Source organism: Loktanella sp. M215 (genome assembly GCF_021735925.1).
GTDB lineage: Bacteria > Pseudomonadota > Alphaproteobacteria > Rhodobacterales > Rhodobacteraceae > Loktanella.
The window spans coordinates 123,445-142,716 of the sequence record NZ_WMEA01000005.1 but is presented as its reverse complement, the minus strand read 5'-3'; the positions used below and the strand labels follow the sequence as shown (position 1 = coordinate 142,716).

Sequence of the window (19,272 nt, the reverse complement as noted above, 5' to 3'; positions counted from 1 at the left end):
TCTAAGTGCTAAATCAGAAGTATCTGCCTCTCGCTCTGGCAGCTGCTCATTCGGATGAGCCTAACCTGATTAACGCTGTACAAGGCTTGATCCATCCAACGTGCGTTTTATGGACAGAAATCTGGTAATGTCCGACACTTTTTTCCTGACGGGTTTTTGGACAAAGCTCAAGCCCCGAACCTCTATGACTTCGACGGCTCTCTTTCGTTGATGAATGTCTGAATGGCCTGCATGATCTACGCCATTGCGCTAGGTAAAGCCCATGTGATACCCGGCGTCACGACGATCTGACCGGGAACGGTGACGTCTGCGCCCCACGTTTTGCGAAAACGGTCGTTCTGCTCTGCGATCATTGCGGCGCGACCAATTTCGGTCTGCTCTTTCGCCGACAGGGTAATTTGGTCGTTCATGGCTTTGGTCCGTATGCGACAAGGCAGCCCCATGGGTTAAAGGGCTGCCTGTTAAGGGTTAGGACGTTTGCAAATCAACAGCGATTTAAAAACGATTGACCGCATGATCGATGGGCCAAAAAGGCGTTCGAACGTCCAGCCAACTTAGGTACCTTGGTTTAGCGAGTAGATTCCGGATAGTAAAACTGACTTGAGGAAAGTTCGCGTCAGTAATACAAGATTTTTCTCGTCTTATTCGGCAGCTTTAGTTTCGACTCCTGAATTAACCAGTGTGCGCCAGTCAATGTCTTTCGGATAAACACCCTCGTGCGAAGCAATTTGGGCCTGCGGCAAGACGGAGTCAGTGCCAATCGCACGTCCGCCTTCCGCAACCTTGCGAGCAGCATCCGTCATAAGGCGTCGAAACTCGACAATGGCAAGGTCAGAAGCGCCCAAAACATCAGTATGGCGCTGCACCCGGCTACCCATAGATACCCACATGATGATATCTTCATTGGGGATGCCCGGAACGCCTGTGAAATGGCCTTCGTTCATCAGGTTACGGTCTTGCATGAAGTCGTTTTCCAACGTGCGTTTGGTACGCCATTTCTCGTCAAGGTCCTCGCCTGGAACGGCATGGTTGAACGCGCGCCATTCGTTTGTCGAAGGTACGTTTGGCCCTCCAAAAGCGATAAAATGAAAAGCCGTTTCATCGTCGTTAATAGGCACGATGACGCTGGCTACCTTGTAGCTGCTATTTGGCGGAATCAGCGAATAATATGGCGCGATAAATTCCGTGACCCGCAGATAGTGATGTGTCTGCGCATTCTTGATGGGCTTGCGGATGGCTGCGTAATGAAACCCGTAGCTGGTAGTTTCGGTCTGCATCCGCGGTGCCTTGTCTGTCGATGGACGGTACCAAGATTTGTCATCAGCTCCCGCGCTTTCGACACGCGCGGGTTTCATCGTAGAGGAATGCAACGATGACGAGTGCGCACTATCGATCTGGCCCTCGTGAATTTGTGCCCAATTAGCAGGCACGCGGATTTTGAGGATCGCGACGGGCGTATCCTCGGTGGGTGCGAAGGCCGGCGGCTGGAATTTAGGAATGTCTTCCTGATCGCCAAGCCAGGCCCAGACGAACCCGCCCCATTCCTCCACTGGGTAAGACCGCGCCTTGACCTTATCCATCAGCGGGCTGCCCTCTGGTTCAGACGACATGGCGACGACATTGCCATCCACATCCATCTTCCAGCCGTGATACAAGCAGCGCAGGCCACATTCCTCGTTGCGACCATAGACCAAGGATGCCTTGCGGTGCGGACAAAGCTCATCCAGCATACCAAGGCGGCCCTTGGTATCGCGGAATGCGACATAACTTTCGCCCAAAACCTCCACCCGAAGCGGCTTACCATCCCGTTCAGAAACCTCCTCTAGCAAACAGACAGGGGTCCAATGCTGACGCATCAGTTTCCCCATTGGCGTCTCGCCTGACACTTGGGTCAGCATGTCATTTTCTTCGGGTGTAAGCATTATCTCGTCTCCTTCGGCCCAGTACGTGGAACAATTTGGTCTTCACTCAAGATACTTAGGTATCTAATGTTTTTCAACAAGGATTTGCGTGTCGCGTAAGGTTTGCGGGCATGCACATGCAAGGCCTTGCGGTCGAATGTTAGAACTCTAATAATACGCATCGCGATGTCTAGCAATATGCAGAAAAAGTTGCGCATTGCAGACGATGACCGGCGAAAATTTGGACAAGAGATGGGCTAGGACATGGATACCGCAAGAGTGTTCGGTGAACTCGAGACGAAGACGTTGGTTGCCTTGCAGGTTAGCCGGGCAGATGCCGAAGTATGCGCGGAGAAGCTCTTGGAAATTGATCGGTGTCTAAAAAAAGTGGATGGGTTCCGCGGTGTGGATGTCATTCGGCGAGATGACGGCGTGCAGGTGGACTTTTATATTCTGACCCGGTTCCGGGATCCTGCTGCACTGCGAGCTGGCGAAACATTGTCAGAGATGACCTCCATACTCACCGAAGTAGAGGCTTTCGCCTTAACAAATGTGTCACGCCAGAAGGCTGTGGGGGCCACTATCTGGTTTGCACCGATTGGCACAGTTTCTATCAAACCGATACTGCCGCCTTTATGGAAACGATGGGTGACCAGTTTGCTGGCCGTATATCCAGCTCTTGTCGTACTGGTTTACGGATTAAAACCTTTGACAAAAAGCCTGCCGGAAACCTTGGGCCTTTTTCTTGTAGCTGCTGTCTTGACGGGGCTGACCACGGCCTTCATCGCTCCGTATCTGACCCGTGCGCTGTACCCTTGGCTAACACGCCGCTAGATCCGTTTTGACCGCGATCATATGAGTTCCGTTCTTTCCCGGATAAACTTGACAGAATAATATTAGGTATCTAAGTAAAGTGATGAACTAACGTTGAGCGAGGAGCCATGGAGCCTATTAAGATGCGGGTCGCACAGAAGCGTGCGCTGACAGAACAGATCGCAGAATTCACCCTTGTTCCATTGGAAGATGCGAATTTGCCGCCCTACACGGCTGGGGCACATGTGACGGTTAAGACCCCGTCTGGTGCCATGCGGAGGTATTCTCTTGTCGGCGGAACCAGTGACTCTTCCAAATACGTCATTGCCGTGAAACGCGAGCCGCAGTCCCGAGGTGGGTCCGCATCTATGCACGATATGGCAACCGAAGGCACTGATCTTTTAGTGGAACCGCCTGAAAATGACTTCGAGCTGACCGACGTGAGTGAATATCTTCTAATTGCCGGAGGCATCGGTGTGACGCCGATCTATGCAATGGCACAGGAATTGGAACGTCAGAAAAAGCGCTTCAAAATCATTTACTGCACCCGCAGCCAGAACGAGACTGCTTATCTTGACGAGATGACCGTCGCTTTTGGGGATCGCATCCTGATTCATCACGACGACGGCGATCCTGCAAAAGTTTATGATTTTTGGGACCATTTTGCTGAACCCCAGACAACGCATGTCTTTTGTTGCGGGCCTCAGCCTTTGATGGAGGAAATCAGGGCCGTGTCCGGTCACTGGCCCGAAGGGCGCGTGCACTTCGAAGACTTTAAGCCGGTGGAAGTGGTTCGTGCCGATGACGTCGCCTTCGACGTGACCCTCTCGAAGTCTGGCAAAACGGTGACGGTCCCGGCAGATCGGTCAATCCTCGAAGCCCTGCGGGATTCGGGGCATCAGACTGTCAGTTCCTGCGAAAGTGGTACTTGCGGCACCTGCAAGACCCGCATTCTGAAGGGAGAGGCCGAGCATCGCGACATGGTGCTGATGGATCACGAAAAGGGCGACCACATCATGATCTGCGTGTCGCGGGCTAAGAGCGGGGACCTCGTCCTTGACCTCTGATCCTGTGCGCCTCGGAATTGCCGGTCTTGGCCGTGCCTTTATGCTGACCGTGCCCGCGTTTCAGGCCGACTCCCGCATACGTATTGTTGCCGCCGCCGCTCCCCGGGCTGATAGCCGTGCCGCGTTTGAGGCGCAGTTCGGCGGGCGCAGCTATGCGTCAGTCGATGAGCTTGCGGCTGATGTGAACTTGGATGTGATCTATGTCGCGACACCGCACCAGATGCACGCCGATCACGTTATCGCAGGATTGCGCGGTGGCAAGCATGTCATTGTAGATAAGCCGCTTTCAGTCTCGATGGAGGATGCAGATCGCATGGTCGCCGCTGCCGCCGAGACAGGGTGCCATCTGATCGTAGGGCCAAGCCACAGCTTTGATGCGCCCGTTGCACTTGCTCGCAGCATGATCGACAGCGGTGAATATGGTCGTTTGCGTATGGTGCAGGCTTTCAACTACACCGATTTTCTCTACCGTCCCCGCCGGCCCGAAGAACTCCGCACGGAAGAGGGCGGCGGCGTCCTATTCAGCCAAGGGATCCACCAGATCGATATGGTCCGCCTGTTGTGTGGTGGCCGGGCTGACCGGGTTGTCGCGATGACCGGCAATTGGGATCCCCACCGGCCAACCGAAGGGGCTTATTCAGCATTGCTGTCCTTCATTGGGGGTGCCTTCGCAACGATCACCTATTCAGGTTACGCGCATTTTGACAGTGACATCTGGATGGACGGGATTGGAGAACTTGGCGCACCGAAGAAAGCAACTGATTACGGCAAGGCTCGTAGTGCGCTCCAAGGCCTTGACGCCCACTCCGAGGCGAAGCTGAAAACGACCCGGACCTTCGGTCAGGGTGCGCTTCCAACTGCCGCGACGCAGCACGAACATTTCGGCCCGGTGATCGCACTGTGCGACAGAGCTGATTTGCGTCTGACACCCAGCGGGGTGGAAGTATTCGGCGATCAGGAACGCAAGTTCTTTGCGGCACCTGCCGAACGAGGTCCACGGCGTGAAGTGATCGATGCAGTGTATGACGCCGTCAGGCATGGGAACGTGCCGACGCAGACAGGTGCATGGGGGCGTGCAAGCTTGGAAGTGTGCCACGCGATCCTGAAATCAGCAGAGAGCGGCAACCCTGTAGCCCTCTCACGTCAATGTGGACTGTACGGAGAGGAGACCAAACATGAGTAAATTGAACCTGTCATTGGCAATGGGGAACTATGACCGCACTTCCGCCATCGTTGACGGCCGAGTGCAGATCGACGGTGTCAATCCTATTCACATGCTCCAGTCACCAGAAGAAATGTTTTTCCGCGCCTTTAGACATCAGGCTTATGACATCTCCGAACTTTCTTTCTCTTCCTACTCGATTTCGGTCGCGCGTGGTGACCCGCATTACATTGCGATTCCTATTTTTCTCAGCCGCGCCTTTCGCCATACCTCAGTCTACATTCGAACCGATCGCGGGATCGACGGGCCCGAAGACTTGAAGGGTAAGCGGATTGGCATTGCGGAATACCAACTGTCCGCGAACGTCTGGGTCCGCGGCATCCTCGAGGAACATTACAGCGTCAAGCCGTCGCAGATTACTTGGGTGCGCGGAGGCATGGATACACCCGGGCGCCCCGAGAAGATCAAAGTCGATCTTCCGGCGGATGTGATTGTGGAGTCCGCTCCCGAAGGTGCAACACTGAATCAGATGCTGATGGATGGCGAAATCGACGGCTTCGTCGGGCCGCGCTGGCCGCGCTGCTTTGCCGAAGGCCACCCACATGTCGGTCGCCTGTTCCGAGACAGCATCTCTGCTGCTGAAGATTATTACCGCGACACCCGCATCTTTCCGATCATGCATGTGGTCGGTATTCGGAGATCATTAGTTGACGAGCATCCATGGCTGCCCGGTGCCCTGATGAAGGCTTTTTCACAAGCCAAGAAAATTGCTCAGGATGCGCTACAAGATACTTCTGCGACAAAGGTCACGATGCCCTTCGTGGAGGATACCCTGAACAGGGCGCAGGCTCTAATGGGGTCAGACCCCTGGCCCTATGGCGTAGCCCCTAATGCGCATGTCCTAGACAAGTTTCTCGACTATCACGCTGAACAGGGATTGTCCCCAAGACGTGTCAAGATTGAAGAACTTTTCCACCCATCGACACTCGAAACATACAGTCTGTAAGGAAATGGCGATGCAGGAATTTATGCCCGGGGATCTGATAGAAATCCGGCTTGAAGGCCGGATCTCATATGTGCTCGTTACGCATGACCACCCAAGCTATCCGACCGTCGTCCAAGGCCTGACTGGTCACCACGATAAGCGTCCGAGCGATACCGGATCACTAACAAAAACTAAACCTGCCTTTACAGTCATGCTTCCCCTCGGCAGCGTTCTGAGCACGCTCAACATTGACCACGAGGTTGTGGAAAATGTCGATTTGTCGGACATGACTTTTCCAACCTTCCGAATGCCGATTCGCGACAAGCAAGGCGAGGTTGTTTACTGGTGGTACTGGGACGGTCGCGGATTAAGTTATGAGCTTGATCCAGGCGAGGAGCATAATGCGATGCCCCTGCGCGAGATCACTTCGGCGGAACGGTTCATCGACTTGCTCAGGCAAGCTTCGGCCTGACGCAAAGGGACAAAGATACAATCATGTCCATTCCGTTCCTCGGCGAAATATTCGCCTTGGCCTCAGCCTTTTGCTACGGCTTCAGTGCGGTTGCCATAAACAAGAATGCTGAGAACGGGCATTCCAATAACGGCGCTTACCTGTCGATCCTATTGACTGCGGTCATGGCGGGGGCTCTTTGGTTATTCTTTGGAAGTGCCTTACCCGCCGCTGACAGGGCGGTCTGGACCGGTTTGGGCTTCTTCGTGCTAGCTGGCGTTCTTGCAAATATCTCGGGACGGGTATTCATGTTCAAGGCGGTTGAACTCGTCGGCGCGATCGAGATCGGGATTCTTCGCCGGCTAATCCCGGTATTTGCCGCGACACTTGCAATTATTTTTCTCGATGAACGGATTACGACCTCGGTTTCGGTTGGTTTCCTGCTCGTGTTTTTGGGCATCGCGGCCGTGGTGGTCGGCGGTCGCAGAACGCGAGTAGTGACAGGCGGGACAGGCCATACTGGGCGACCGATGATGGAACGCGCAACCGACGACGTACAGAAGGGGCGGGTTTTGGGCGCAGTGTCATCAGCTAGCTATGGTGGGGCATACGTCTCTCGCAAGTTCGCACTTGCGGTTGTGCCGGACCCTCTACTAGGCACGTTGATCGGTGCAATCACGGGCCTCGTCTGCGGGTCTATTATTGTACCATTGTCTCGTCGGAGCCGCACGAACCACTTGCCACTGTTTCAGCGTCCCGCACCTTGGCAGGTCGTGGCGGCCGCCTCAGTTTCGTTTGGCCAGATATTCCAGTTCTTTGCACTTAACCATACCACTGTCACGGCCGTAGCAATCATCGGTTCAGTTGAGATGTTCATCGCGGCCTGGCTGTCGGCGGTTTTGCTCAAGTCCGAAAAGAAGCCCGGTCTGGTGTTCGCTGTTGCTTCTGTTCTCGCGATGACCGGCACCGCCGTGATCACGCTTGGGCAAGGGAATGGGCCGATTTAAGTCCCGTTGCGGTAAAACCGGGATATCTGAGAAAAGCGCGAGCCCGCCGGCAGAAGCGCAACAATGCGAGGGAAGAATGACCCAATCAACCAGTCAAGACTACCGTGATGTACTACCGCAGCATCTAGACCTTTATTATGCAGGCTGCTGGTCCAGACCAGTCAGCGGCAAATACAGCGAGACGCTGAACCCCGCGAACGGAGAGGTATTGGCCTCGGTCGCGGAGGCCGGCAAAGCGGATGTTGATGAGGCCGTCAGGACCGCACGCAAAGGCTTTTTTGAATGGCGGGACGTCAAACCGCTCGAGCGCGCAAGGATTCTCAAGGAGATCGCAACCCTTCTGCGGAAGCATGGCGACGAACTGGCGCTGATTGACGCTGCGAATTGTGGCAATCCCTATACCGAGATGCGCGGCGATGCGAACTTCGCAGCCGCACAGATGGATTTCTTTGCCGGTCTGGTCACCGAGATGAAGGGCGACACAATTCCCATGGGTCCCGACCGGATCAACATGTCGGTCCGCGAACCGCTTGGCGTCGTGGCCCGCATCCTTGCATTTAATCACCCGTTTATGTTTTGCGGTGGCAAGATGGCGGCTCCGCTAGCTGCGGGAAACGCGGTCATAATCAAGCCGCCCCTGCAGGCGCCTCTTTCGGCGCTCAGGCTTGCAGAACTTGTCGACGGGCTGATGCCTGCTGGGACCTTCAGTGTAATGCCCGGTGGAACCGAGGCTGGTGCCGCTCTTGCCGCACATCCCGACGTAGCCAAGGTCACGTTGATCGGATCGGTCGAAGCTGGCAGGTCGGTGATGCGCAGCGCAAGCGAAACATTAAAGCCCGTCCTGCTGGAACTGGGTGGCAAGAATGCTCTTATCGCCTATCCTGACAGTGACCCGGATCGGATCGCGGATGCCATCGTGCGTGGCATGAATTTCGGCTGGTGCGGCCAGTCCTGTGGTTCGACCAGCCGTGCCTTCCTTCATGACGATCTTCATGACGAGGTTCTGACCCAGGTGGTTGCCAAGGTCGAACACTACAAACCCGGGATCCCGACCGATCCAGCGACCACCATGGGGGCTCTTGTGAGCCGGACCCATTTCGACAAGGTGATGGGTTATATTGAAAGCGCCAAACGCGAAGGGGCCCGCATGGTCTCGGGGGGCCATGAGGTCAGCGATGGTGCGCTGGCCAACGGCTGCTTCATCGCACCCACGATCTTTGCCGACGTCACCCCGGACATGACCATCGCCAAAGAAGAAATCTTTGGGCCCGTCCTTGCCGTGCGGCGCTGGTCCGATGAAACGGCGATGATGGACGAGGTCAACTCCCTGCCGTTCGGTCTGACCTGTTCGATTTGGAGCAAAGACCTCGCCACAGCTCATCGCGCGGCACGTCAGGCAGAGGCCGGATTCGTCTGGATAAATGAAGTTGGTCTGCATTTCCTTGGCGCTCCCTTCGGCGGGGTCAAGCAATCCGGCATCGGGCGTGAGGAAGGGATCGGAGAACTGATCTCCTTTACCCATGAAAAGAATATTCACATCAACCTTGAAGGTCAGGGTTGACGACAGAAAAGGTGGCAATAGCCATGCAAGATGATATCGACCGACCGGCCCCGTCCGAGACTGAAACGCTTTATGGCAGCGACGCGCTAGCCGTTATGATGCGCAAGCTTGAAGTGCCATATGTAGCGCTGAATCCAGGTTCCAGCTTCCGCGGGCTGCACGACAGCCTGGTGAATTATCTGGGCAATCGGGAACCGCAGATGCTGCTGTGCCTGCACGAGGAACACGCAGTTTCCATCGCCCATGGCTGGGCCAAAGTCAAAGAAACTCCGCTGGCGGTGATCCTGCACGCCAATGTTGGACTTATGCATGCCGCCATGGCGCTGTACAACGCATGGTGCGATCGTGTGCCGATGTTGGTGTTCGGGGCAACCGGTCCTGTCGATGCAGCCAAGCGGCGCCCCTGGATCGACTGGTTGCACACATCGCGCGATCAGGCGGCAATTGTGCGTCCCTACATTAAATGGGACGATCAGCCGGCCTCGCTCGCCGCGTCGCTGACATCGATGATGCGGGCGGCACGTCTGACGGCGACGGCACCCATGGCCCCGACTTACGTCTGCTTCGACGTCACCGTGCAAGAGCAGAAGATTGACGCACTGCCGCAATTTCCAGATCCTGACCGGCATGTCCTGCCGCGGCTGCCATCCGTTGGGCCAAATGATGTCGCAGAGCTGTACGATATGCTGGCTCGTGCAATCGCGCCGGTTTTCCTGATGGGCCGCGTATCGCGTGATCGCGCGGCATGGGACCGGCGCATCGCGCTGGCCGAGCAGTTCGGCGCCCGCGTTGTCACCGACATCAAGACCGCCGCCGCATTTCCGACCCGGCATCCGTTGCACGCGGGCACGCCGGGCTACTTTCTGTCCCCGGATGCGGGGAAAGTTATTGCTGCGGCTGATCTTGTCGTCTGTTTCGACTGGGTGGACCCGGCCGGAAGTCTGTCGCAGGCTGGCCTGGGTACGGAAACCACGGTAGTCAACGTGACGCTGGAGCCGCTGCTCCAGAATGGGTGGTCGCTGGATCACCAAGCGTTCGTGTCATCGGATCTGTCTCTGCTGGCCGCACCCGACGCGGTGGTCGCGGCGCTTTGCGAGGTGGCAGGGATCGGTGAGGTCGGGTCGGCCCTGGCCTACGCGCCGATCGCCCGCACCGAGATTACTGGCGATACCGATAGATTACTTCTGCTGAATGAGCTGTCGGACCTTGTTGCCGACGCCGTTGCCGACAAGGATGTAACATATATGCGGCTGCCCCTTGGTTGGGACGGCGCAAAATGCGATTTCCGCGATCCAATGGACTATTTGGGATACGACGGTGGCGCCGGCATTGGCTCCGGTCCCGGAATGGCGGTCGGTGCGGCACTGGCTCTTGCTGGCGCGGGACGCATTCCCGTGGCAGTGCTAGGCGACGGTGACTTCATCATGGGGGCCACCGCGCTGTGGACAGCGACACACCACAACGTACCCTTACTGATCGTGGTGGCCAACAACCGATCCTATTTCAACGACGAAATTCATCAGGAGAGGGTAGCAAAAGATCGCAAGCGGCTAGTTGCAAACAAGCACGTCGGACAGGCCATTGACAACCCAGATGTCGATATTGCCGGACTTGCTCGTGCGCAGGGGGCAGTTGGGTTTGGTCCGGTGTCCGAGGTCGACGATGTGACACGTACCCTGTGCGAGGCGGTCAAACTCGTGAAGGCGGGAAAGACCGTAGTCGTCGATGTCCGGGTGATGCGGGGCTATTCGGAGGCGATGTCTGATGGCATGACACAAGATTGATCGTGCAGACGGCGCACACGCGAATGATGCGTAAGTTTTGTGATCCCGTTCCCATTCCGGGTTTCGCGGGAAGGAAATAGCTGATTATCTGTCCGACGACCTGTTGAATGGAATTTCATGAGCGATCAGTCATCACACCGCCCCGGCTCCATAGACCCTGTCCTCTACGAGGAGCGCATTGCGCGGTTGATCCGGCTGGCCGCCCGCGCATTCAACCGTTCGCTAACCCTGCGATTGGCAACGGAAGGCGTGACGTTCGGCCAGTGGATATTTCTGCGTATCCTCTGGCGAGAGGACGGCCTATCCCAGCGAGAGCTGAGCGCACGTGCGCATTTGACCGAACCAACGGCCCATACGGCGTTGTCCCGAATGGACGAGATGGGTCTAATTACCCGGCGCAACACCGACGGCAACCGCCGCAGACAGCACGCCTTTCTCACCAAAAGAGGCTGGCAGTTGCGCGAGCTGCTGGAACCTCTGGCGATCGAAGCCAACGACCTTGCAGTCGAGGGTCTGACAGAAGATGATCTCCAGGTTCTGCGCAAATCTCTGGCCATGATGATCAAGAATCTTGAACAAGATGAGCGCGATGCGGCGCGACGCGGCTTCAAGGTTCCACCGACCCGGCCACAGAATTAGAACTCGACCTATAGGTGTGAACCGGCTCTGACCTCGCGCGTCGCGCAGTCAATATCTCCTTCTCTGTGCTCAAATAGATTTAATAAGATATCTACATTCTTGACATGAGAAAATCACACTCTATAAAAATAGATGTCTAATGTTTGCACCCTGACTGTTTGATTTATGGCCGCTGGAGAGGGAGGCCATAAATCGGTGCAATGGCGTAAAACAAAGGGAGGATATCATGAGAAACATCTATCTTGCAGCCGTTTTGGGCTTGGCCATGACGACCACAGCACACTCTGAGCCGCTGAACCTCAATCTGTCTGGCGGTAACCCCGGCGGGCTTTGGTCTCTGCTCGGAGCTGGTATCGATCGCGCCGTGAGAGCCGATGATCCGAATTCGGTCATCACCTATCAGGCCACCGGCGGCGGCTTTGCAAATATCGGCCTACTGGCAACAGGTCGTACTGACTTGGGATTAATGCATGACGCAGAAGCAAAGATAGCGCTTTCCGGCGAAGAGCCCTTCAAGGCCCCGATCACCAACCTTCGTGCCATTGGCTACATGTACAACTGGGCACCAATGCACTTCTTCCTGACCAAAGCCATGGCGGACAAATACAACATCGACAGCATTGACGACATCGCGACCAGCGGCGCTCCGATCCGCATCGGAATTAACCGCTCTGGTAACATCACTTCGAACGTCGCGCTCATGATGCTTGAGCAGGCGGGTGTGACCGACGAGGTCCTGACCGGCAATGGAGGGCAACTTGTCCGGGCAGGCGCGAACGAACAAGGCGAATTGATTCAGGACGGTCGCCTGGACATGATTACCAACGGCATTTTCATCAATCACTCGTCGTTCCGGTCTGTGGACGAAAATGTTGATGTTGTGCTTCTGTCAGTACCGCAAGACGTTATCGATGCTACAAACAAAGCCTTTGGAACCGGCGAAATGGTCATTCCGGCGGGTAGCTACAAGAACCAGACCACTGACGTGAACACGGTATCACTGGGCGCAATTCTTGTTGCGACCGATAAAATGGACGATGCAACCGCGCATAATCTTGCCGCGTCGCTGCTGAAAAATGTCGGTGAAATACGGGCCGTACACAAATCCATGCAAGATTTGACGCCAGAACTTATGGCTAAGCCGAGCGTCATCGAGTTCCATCCAGGTGCCGCGAAGGCGTATGCGGAAGCGGGTCTATCACAGTGATTGGATCTCTGGTCTCCACCGGCCGCAGGCGTAAGCTTGCGGCCGGCCCGCATCGCGCACTGATCATAGCGGCCGCGACATTCTCGGCTTGGGTGGTTTATGCGAATCTTTTTACGATCTCGGATCCGCTGGTGCTCGGGATCCTGTTCGTATCGGGCATATTTGCGATTATGTTCGTTGCGATCGGTGCCAGTCCGAATGCCCCGGACCGGGTGCCCGCCTATGATTTTGCCTTGTCAGGGCTCAGTATCGCTTGTGGTGTTTTCTTCTTCTTAAACGCCACCATCATCTCTGACCGTATCAGCCTGCTGGAACCATTCACGACTTCACAGTTTTTTTTCGGCACAATTCTCATGATTTTAACGCTGGAAGCCACCCGGCGGACTACGGGATTGGGCCTCACTAGCGTGGTGGTCCTGTTTTTGATCTATAACTGGTTTGGATATCTTCTGCCGCCCCCTTTCGGACATGGTGTCAGTGAGTTCAGCTATCTTCTCGACATTCTTGTATTCACAACTGACGGTATCTTCGGTGTCCCGATTCAGGTCGTGGCAAGTTATGTGTTCCTATTTGTCATGTTTGGAACCTTTCTGTCGGCTTCTGGTGGTGGAGAGTTCTTCTTCAATCTCGCAGCACTGGTTACCGGCCGGACACGAGGTGGTCCCGCAAAAATCGCCGTTATTTCATCAGGCCTTTACGGCACAATGTCTGGCAGCCCGACATCAGACGTGGTGGCCACCGGATCCATCACAATTCCTGTGATGAAGCGCCTTGGATACACAGCCCGGTTCGCGGCGGGTGTCGAAGTCGCCGCCTCGACCGGTGGAAGCGCCATGCCGCCCGTCATGGGCTCAGCCGCGTTCATCCTGGCTGAATACACCGGGGTGCCTTACAACGATATTGTTGTCGCCGCCATTGTTCCTGCACTGCTTTACTATCTCGGCGTCTTCGGACAGGTTCATTTGCGCGCCGTAAAGTATGACCTTCGGCCTTCGGAAGACGAAATCCCCACTGTTCGCCAAACCTTTGCAACCGGCTGGGTCTTCCTGATCCCTATCATCGGCATCGTAACGGCATTATTGTCCGGGTATTCTCCCACCTTTACAGCCGGGGTCGGGGTCTTGATGATCCTTCTGGCTTCGTCCCTGATGAAACGTACGCGGCTCTCACCATGGGGCATTATTGAAGGGCTGGGTGATACTACACTTCGCATCCTTCCGGTCGCAGGGGCCTGTGCCGCAGCGGGTCTTGTCATCGGGGGCCTTTCAATGACCGGGCTTGGGATGAAGGCGGCAAACGTGATCCTTGTCGTCAGCAATTCTCAGCCATTCGTGACCCTCATCATCGCAGCAATTGTCACAATCGTGCTGGGACTTGGTATGCCAACGCCGAGTGCCTATATTCTTGCTGCGGTTCTTGTCGGCCCGGCGTTAGCAAAGTTGGGATACCCCATTTTGCAGAGCCACCTGTTTTTACTTTACTATGCTGTTTTGTCGGCACTAACACCGCCTATTGCAGTGGCGGCTCTCGCTGCCGCCGCCATAGCGGATGAAGATCCTTTCAAGATTGCTCTGAGCGCGGTGCGTCTCGCCGTTGTCGGCTTCTTGCTACCCTTTGCCTTCATTTGGAACCCTGGAATCTTGTTATTGGGTGACGTCGAAGCCAATACGCTTGCTGTCGTCGGCGGCATCCTGGCCACGATAGCGATCGCAATCTCGGTTGAGGGGACCTACGGGGCTAATATCACTTATATCGAACGGATCCTGCTGTTGATTGGCGCAGTTGCATGCATCACGCCACTCGTTGGAGTATCCTTGGCGGGTATCGTCCTGATCTTAGGGATGCTGATGCGATACGGAGTCCTTCTAAAGCGCCAGACCAAACCGGAGCCAATCAAAGCAGGCGGGTAGGAACCATTACAACTCCTCCGCGCCTTGGAAACCAATCCAAAAAGAATGAACTCGGCGAAGTTTCCGCTTCGCCGAGTTTCGGTTGTCACCGTCGGTTTCGAGGCCACACAGGAGGATACGAAGACAATGACAGCGTGCAGTGCACAGCGACCACCCGGGCGCTTCACGCCAAGGGGATTGCGTACGCGGTGGTCGATCTGACCACGGACGCAACGGCGATGATCCACGTGACGAGCCTTGGATACGCCACTTGATCTTGCTGCCGCGGTCCGGCAACCGAGCGTTTTCTGGACAAATGCGGAGGCAGTCCTAAAATTCAGGGGCAACGGGTAATTGGACAACTTGATTTTTGGACGAGTTTGCGGACAGATGGATCTGGAGGGGCTGATTATAGCGCCCTCAAGCCCAAAGGATTGTCATGTCGCTTGTTGGATACGCCCGGGGCTCGACCGCCGAACAAGATCTTGCCCTTCAGCTCGACGCTTTGAATGCCGCCGGGGCTTCCAACATATTCGAGGACCGAGGTATCTCTGGTGCCAAGACCGAGCGACCCGGGCTCACCGCGGCACTTTCGTTTTTGCGAGAAGGCGACACAATGGTTGTCTGGAAGCTTGACCGCCTTGGCCGGTCGATGACGCATCTGCTGCACACGGTTGCCGAACTTGAAGGTCGCGGTGTTGGCTTCAGGTCGTTGACGGAAAATATAGACACCACCACGCCGACCGGTCGGCTCGTTTTTCACATCTTCGGGGCACTTGGCCAGTTTGAGCGCGATCTGATCCGCGAGAGAACGAATGCTGGGCTAGCGGCCGCAGCTGTTAGAGGGCGCAAGGGTGGAAGGCCTATTGCAGTCACACCCGACAAGATCGTTCGCGCCCGCCGGCTCATGGCGTCAGGTCTGAACGTGCGCGAGGCGGCCGCACGCATGAAAATCAGTAAATCGGCACTCTATGCTGCGCTTAAAAACCTTACAGAATAATTGCCATCGTTGATTGGATGAGGTGAGGATGAGTCGTTGAGGCCGCGGTGAGCGGGCGTCCACGCTGCCCACATGGTCAGAAGGCTTTCAAAATAACCCCCTTGAATGTCAGAAAAAGATAGCCTATTTTCTGACATATGAAAGCTTCTACTGCATCAGTTCCTGATCGAGTGATGAACCTTGTCCGCGCAAGCGGACGCGGAAGCGTCTTCACGCCCAGCGACTTTCTTACCGTCGCCGCCCGTTCGTCCGTCGACCAGGCTCTCTCTCGGCTCGTAAAGGCGGGCCAGCTTCGCCGCCTCGCGCGGGGGTTATACGATTTCCCCAAAGTACATCCGAAACTCGGCCCCCTCTCACCAGCATCCGATGATGTCGCCCAAGCGCTCGCCCGAGAAACCGGCTCGCACGTACAGATTGCCGGCGCGCGGGCAGCGAACGCACTTGGCCTCTCGACGCAGGTGCCCGCTCAGAGCACTTACCTGACCGACGGCCCCTCTCGACGCGTCGTGTTGGGCAAGCGGGTCGTTGATCTTCGTCACGCATCGCCAAAGCATCTCATCGCTCCGGGAAGCCCTGCCGGAACTGTTGTTCAGGCCCTCCGCCACGTTGGCCCTGCGCGCGCAATCGACGTCGTGCAAGTCGCCGTGGGGCGACTTTCCGCCAAAGACAAGAAGACACTGGCTTCGGCCGCCGTTCAGGCCCCCGCCTGGATGCTTCCGACGCTCGTCTCAATCGCCACCGCAGCTACGGCCAATATTGATGGATAAGGTCGGTCGCCTTCCCGCTAGCGACCGCGCCGCCCTTTTTGGCGAGACCGGTGCCGGTCGGGGCGTTGCCGACACGATCATCGAAAAGGACTTCTGGGTCTGCTGGACTCTCAGGCGCCTGTTCGGTCTGCCAAAAGGGGAGACCGCCACCCTTGTCTTCAAGGGCGGCACTTCGCTCTCCAAGGCGTTCGGAGCTATCCGTCGCTTCTCCGAAGATATCGACATGTCGTTTGATCGTGCTGAACTTGGCTACACCGGCGACCGCGATCCCGAGATGGTAGGGATCAGCAGGAAACAGGCGGAACGACTGATCGACGAGCTGGTAGTTGACGTCGAGCGTCACATCGCCACAAAATTACTTCCGGCGCTCCGCGCCGCGATCGCCGAACAGCTTGGCGAACCGGCCAACGGTAAATGGACGCTGGAGATTGATGCCGCCGATGCACAGACGATCAACTTCCATTACCCGACGGCGCTGAAAACCACCGAATACGAGGGCATGGCCTACATCACTCCACGCGTGAAGCTCGAACTCGGCGCACGCGGCGATCCTTGGCCGACGGAAGCGAAAACCATCCGCCCATACGCTGCAGACGACTATCCCGATTTCTTCGAAGAGCCTGACACCAGGGTGACCGTCCTATCAGCGCGGCGGACCTTTTGGGAGAAAGCGACTGCGCTTCATGCAGAGGCGCACCGCCCGGCTAAATCGGCCACACCGCAATATTTCTCGCGACACTACTACGATCTTGCCATGATGCTCGACACCGACGAGGGGAAGGCTGCAGTCAAGGACCTCGAGCAGCTCGCTCAGGTCGTCAAGCACAAGGCAACGTTCTTCCGGTCGGGATGGGCCAGCTATGACACTGCCCAGCCCGGGACGCTGCAGCTTCTTCCGAACGAGACGCGAATGAAGGAGCTACGCGCCGATTATCGAGCCATGGCACCAATGATGTTCGACGAGATCCCGCTGCCATTTGATGAAATACTTGCGAAAATTGCGGCCATACAAAAAACAATAAATACATAGGAAGAAGCCGTCTTGTGGCGCTCTCGCATCAGATAAGCGCGGTGACATGTCCGAAGGACTGGGCAGGGGCCACGCGGGCATCCATGGAAAATGAAACGAAGGGCAACTCGGAACCCAGAGTGACCGATGCTGCGCAAAGCACAGATGAACACAGAGGGCGAGAACCGGTCATTCGCAGCCGGTGCGATGTGGATTGATGAAAACAGCACAAACGGCCATTCAAACAAATTCTACCATCCATCAAAATGAAACAGTCGGCCCTGTGCACCATCGTCATGAAGACGTAGGATGATGTCTTCATCATCAAAGCCACCATCACCATTACTTGGCAGATCAAAATCCATGACGGTAATGATCGATTGGATCCCCAGATCAGCGTACGATCTCACAGACTCAAGAAGGTTCATTTTGGGCCGAGGATCCAATAACTCGAAAATTCCATCATGAAAAACAAATCTTGGAAATGCCCCCTCCATGTGCGCGCGAACAATTGCTAGGTCAAAGGCCACGCAAAGCAGTTTCTTGAACGACGTTCCGTCTGCTTCGCTTGTAGACAACTCGTTCCCATCGACGAAATCGGTTCGAAACTCCAAATTGCCTTCGCCGTTCAGGCTGACGGACAAAATGGCATCGCGCCCTAAAACGTCCTTCAATTGACCGCTGAAATATTCCCGGATTTTATACAGGAGACTGGTGTGATCTTGTCTTGCCTCCTTAAGAGCCCATTCTGCAAGGCTTTGCGTCTTCGCGTAATCTGCTTTTGCTTCGCGCAGTTCGCGTTGTTTATCCTGAATATCAGACAATGTATTGTGTTGACGCTTTAGCAGTCCGATTTCCGCCGCGGCCTTGGCAACTTCGGCTGACAGCATCCGATATTTATCAAAAACGTCCTCACTGCGCAGGTATTCCAAATTCTTGCGCCGTCTCGCGTTCAAAACTTTTAGTTCCACAGTGATACGAGCAATCTCAGCCTTTGTTGAGGCGAGTTCTTCGCGAATGTATTCGACTCGTTCTTCTGTGATGGCTTTATTAAAAGCAATCAGCTGCTCAAAATCTGTTTTTACTTGATCTGGAAAGTTGATGCCCGCCTCCTCGAAAAGCGATTTCGCCTTTTCCGGATCGAAAATAATCTTGTCGGCAACCAAACCTCGTTCCAACTCTGCTATGGAATGAGACAAGCTATATCGTTCTTGGTTTAGAACCGCGATTTGAGAGTCGATTTGATCAACGATGGCTGTCGTTTTTCTGGCATCGAAACCCTCAAAATCAAATTCATCCAGCTCGTTCTGCATCCGGGTGACGTCTGCTTCCCGCAACTGGATCAGCGCGTCGACTTTTGCTGGCTCTGTTTCACTGCCCTTGGCATCCTTTTCAGCGCTCGCAAGCAACGCGGCTTTTACATCAATTTCTGCCTTTAGCTCGTACCGGTTGGTGAATATCGAAGCATCAAGGCCGAGGATCCGCGCAAGGATCGGCTTCCAGTCTTTGTCGAGACCCGCGTGGCGTTGGAGTTTGAAAACATCGTCATAATCCGCCTGTGTACGCAGGAAATACCCAATGGCATTTCGGAACTTCCAAGGATCAATGTCTCTTAAATCCAAGTATCCGTCCAAAAGGGACTTGGCTTTAGCAAATGGCAGTTCGAAATGGGACCAATCGTCGTCCGCCAGACTGGTTAGGTCTGGTTGAGTGGCCGAAGCCAGAGAAAAGCTCACTTTAGATGCATTCTCAACGGCCCGCCGTATGGTTAAGAAAGAACCATCAAGAAGCTCAAGCTCCAAGAAAAAGACAAATTCGGCAAAGAGGTCGTTACGTTTCTTGAGAAAATGCTCATTGGAAATGCCGCCCAACAGGCAGAAATCGATAACGCGGGCGAGAGTCGATTTGCCCAGGTTGTGAGAGCTTTTGGATTTATTTTCAGGTAGCCGTATTTCGGCCAAGACCACATTCAATCCATCGTTAAACAGGATTGGAGTGAAATAATGGTCAAGGTTGCTGTAGAGCCTACG

The 19,272-nt window shown here is 55.4% G+C and carries 17 protein-coding genes; 14 read left to right on the top strand and 3 right to left on the bottom strand.

Annotated features, from left to right (window positions below):
- Positions 1-236 precede the first annotated feature (236 nt).
- Together GLR48_RS23100 and GLR48_RS23095 are read right to left on the bottom strand one after the other, a co-directional pair.
- Positions 237-410 carry a hypothetical protein gene (locus GLR48_RS23100; RefSeq protein WP_237066201.1) on the bottom strand — a complete coding sequence of 58 codons (174 nt, stop codon included), beginning with the start codon at positions 408-410 and terminating at the stop codon, positions 237-239.
- A 231-nt stretch (positions 411-641) separates the two neighbouring features.
- The gene (locus GLR48_RS23095) at positions 642-1,922 is read right to left on the bottom strand and encodes a Rieske 2Fe-2S domain-containing protein (RefSeq protein WP_237066199.1); all 1,281 of its coding nucleotides are present in this window, start codon (positions 1,920-1,922) and stop codon (positions 642-644) included.
- A 243-nt stretch (positions 1,923-2,165) separates the two neighbouring features.
- Between GLR48_RS23095 and GLR48_RS23090 the strand changes: the two genes are divergently transcribed.
- The 14 genes from GLR48_RS23090 to GLR48_RS23020 all read left to right on the top strand — a co-directional run bounded on the left by GLR48_RS23090 (position 2,166) and on the right by GLR48_RS23020 (position 17,263).
- Positions 2,166-2,735, top strand: coding sequence for a hypothetical protein (locus GLR48_RS23090; protein ID WP_237066197.1), 570 nt, complete (start codon positions 2,166-2,168; stop codon positions 2,733-2,735).
- Between the two features lie 122 nt (positions 2,736-2,857).
- On the top strand, positions 2,858-3,781 hold the full coding sequence (locus GLR48_RS23085; protein WP_237066194.1) for a PDR/VanB family oxidoreductase: 924 nt from the start codon (positions 2,858-2,860) through the stop codon (positions 3,779-3,781).
- Complete coding sequence (locus GLR48_RS23080; RefSeq protein ID WP_237066192.1) at positions 3,771-4,964, top strand: Gfo/Idh/MocA family oxidoreductase; 1,194 nt, start codon at positions 3,771-3,773, stop codon at positions 4,962-4,964. Before GLR48_RS23085 ends, GLR48_RS23080 begins: the two co-directional genes overlap by 11 nt.
- Positions 4,957-5,949: an ABC transporter substrate-binding protein gene (locus tag GLR48_RS23075; protein WP_237066190.1), complete on the top strand. Its 993-nt coding sequence runs from the start codon at positions 4,957-4,959 to the stop codon at positions 5,947-5,949. Before GLR48_RS23080 ends, GLR48_RS23075 begins: the two co-directional genes overlap by 8 nt.
- A gap of 10 nt (positions 5,950-5,959) precedes the next feature.
- Positions 5,960-6,400 (top strand): hypothetical protein, encoded by a 441-nt coding sequence (locus GLR48_RS23070; protein ID WP_237066188.1) that lies wholly within the window; start codon positions 5,960-5,962, stop codon positions 6,398-6,400.
- A gap of 23 nt (positions 6,401-6,423) precedes the next feature.
- Positions 6,424-7,386: a DMT family transporter gene (locus GLR48_RS23065; RefSeq protein WP_237066186.1), complete on the top strand. Its 963-nt coding sequence runs from the start codon at positions 6,424-6,426 to the stop codon at positions 7,384-7,386.
- Between the two features lie 76 nt (positions 7,387-7,462).
- Positions 7,463-8,947, top strand: a complete 1,485-nt coding sequence (locus GLR48_RS23060; protein ID WP_237066185.1) for an aldehyde dehydrogenase family protein — start codon at positions 7,463-7,465, stop codon at positions 8,945-8,947.
- 23 nt (positions 8,948-8,970) lie between these two features.
- Positions 8,971-10,731 carry a thiamine pyrophosphate-binding protein gene (locus GLR48_RS23055; RefSeq protein WP_237066183.1) on the top strand — a complete coding sequence of 587 codons (1,761 nt, stop codon included), beginning with the start codon at positions 8,971-8,973 and terminating at the stop codon, positions 10,729-10,731.
- Between the two features lie 117 nt (positions 10,732-10,848).
- On the top strand, positions 10,849-11,370 hold the full coding sequence (locus GLR48_RS23050; RefSeq protein WP_237066181.1) for a MarR family winged helix-turn-helix transcriptional regulator: 522 nt from the start codon (positions 10,849-10,851) through the stop codon (positions 11,368-11,370).
- 226 nt (positions 11,371-11,596) lie between these two features.
- Positions 11,597-12,577, top strand: coding sequence for a TAXI family TRAP transporter solute-binding subunit (locus tag GLR48_RS23045; RefSeq protein WP_237066178.1), 981 nt, complete (start codon positions 11,597-11,599; stop codon positions 12,575-12,577).
- A complete protein-coding gene (locus tag GLR48_RS23040) occupies positions 12,574-14,487 on the top strand; it encodes a TRAP transporter permease (RefSeq protein ID WP_237066176.1) in 1,914 nt (637 codons plus the stop codon). Before GLR48_RS23045 ends, GLR48_RS23040 begins: the two co-directional genes overlap by 4 nt.
- A 418-nt stretch (positions 14,488-14,905) precedes the next feature.
- Positions 14,906-15,466: a recombinase family protein gene (locus tag GLR48_RS23030; RefSeq protein WP_237066174.1), complete on the top strand. Its 561-nt coding sequence runs from the start codon at positions 14,906-14,908 to the stop codon at positions 15,464-15,466.
- Positions 15,467-15,639: 173 nt separating this feature from the next.
- Positions 15,640-16,233: a DUF6088 family protein gene (locus GLR48_RS23025; RefSeq protein ID WP_237066172.1), complete on the top strand. Its 594-nt coding sequence runs from the start codon at positions 15,640-15,642 to the stop codon at positions 16,231-16,233.
- A complete protein-coding gene (locus tag GLR48_RS23020) occupies positions 16,226-17,263 on the top strand; it encodes a nucleotidyl transferase AbiEii/AbiGii toxin family protein (RefSeq protein ID WP_237066170.1) in 1,038 nt (345 codons plus the stop codon). Before GLR48_RS23025 ends, GLR48_RS23020 begins: the two co-directional genes overlap by 8 nt.
- A gap of 230 nt (positions 17,264-17,493) precedes the next feature.
- On the opposite strand, the gene GLR48_RS23015 is transcribed toward GLR48_RS23020, so the two are convergent.
- Positions 17,494-19,209, bottom strand: coding sequence for a DUF2326 domain-containing protein (locus tag GLR48_RS23015; RefSeq protein WP_237066168.1), 1,716 nt, complete (start codon positions 19,207-19,209; stop codon positions 17,494-17,496).
- Positions 19,210-19,272 lie beyond the last annotated feature (63 nt).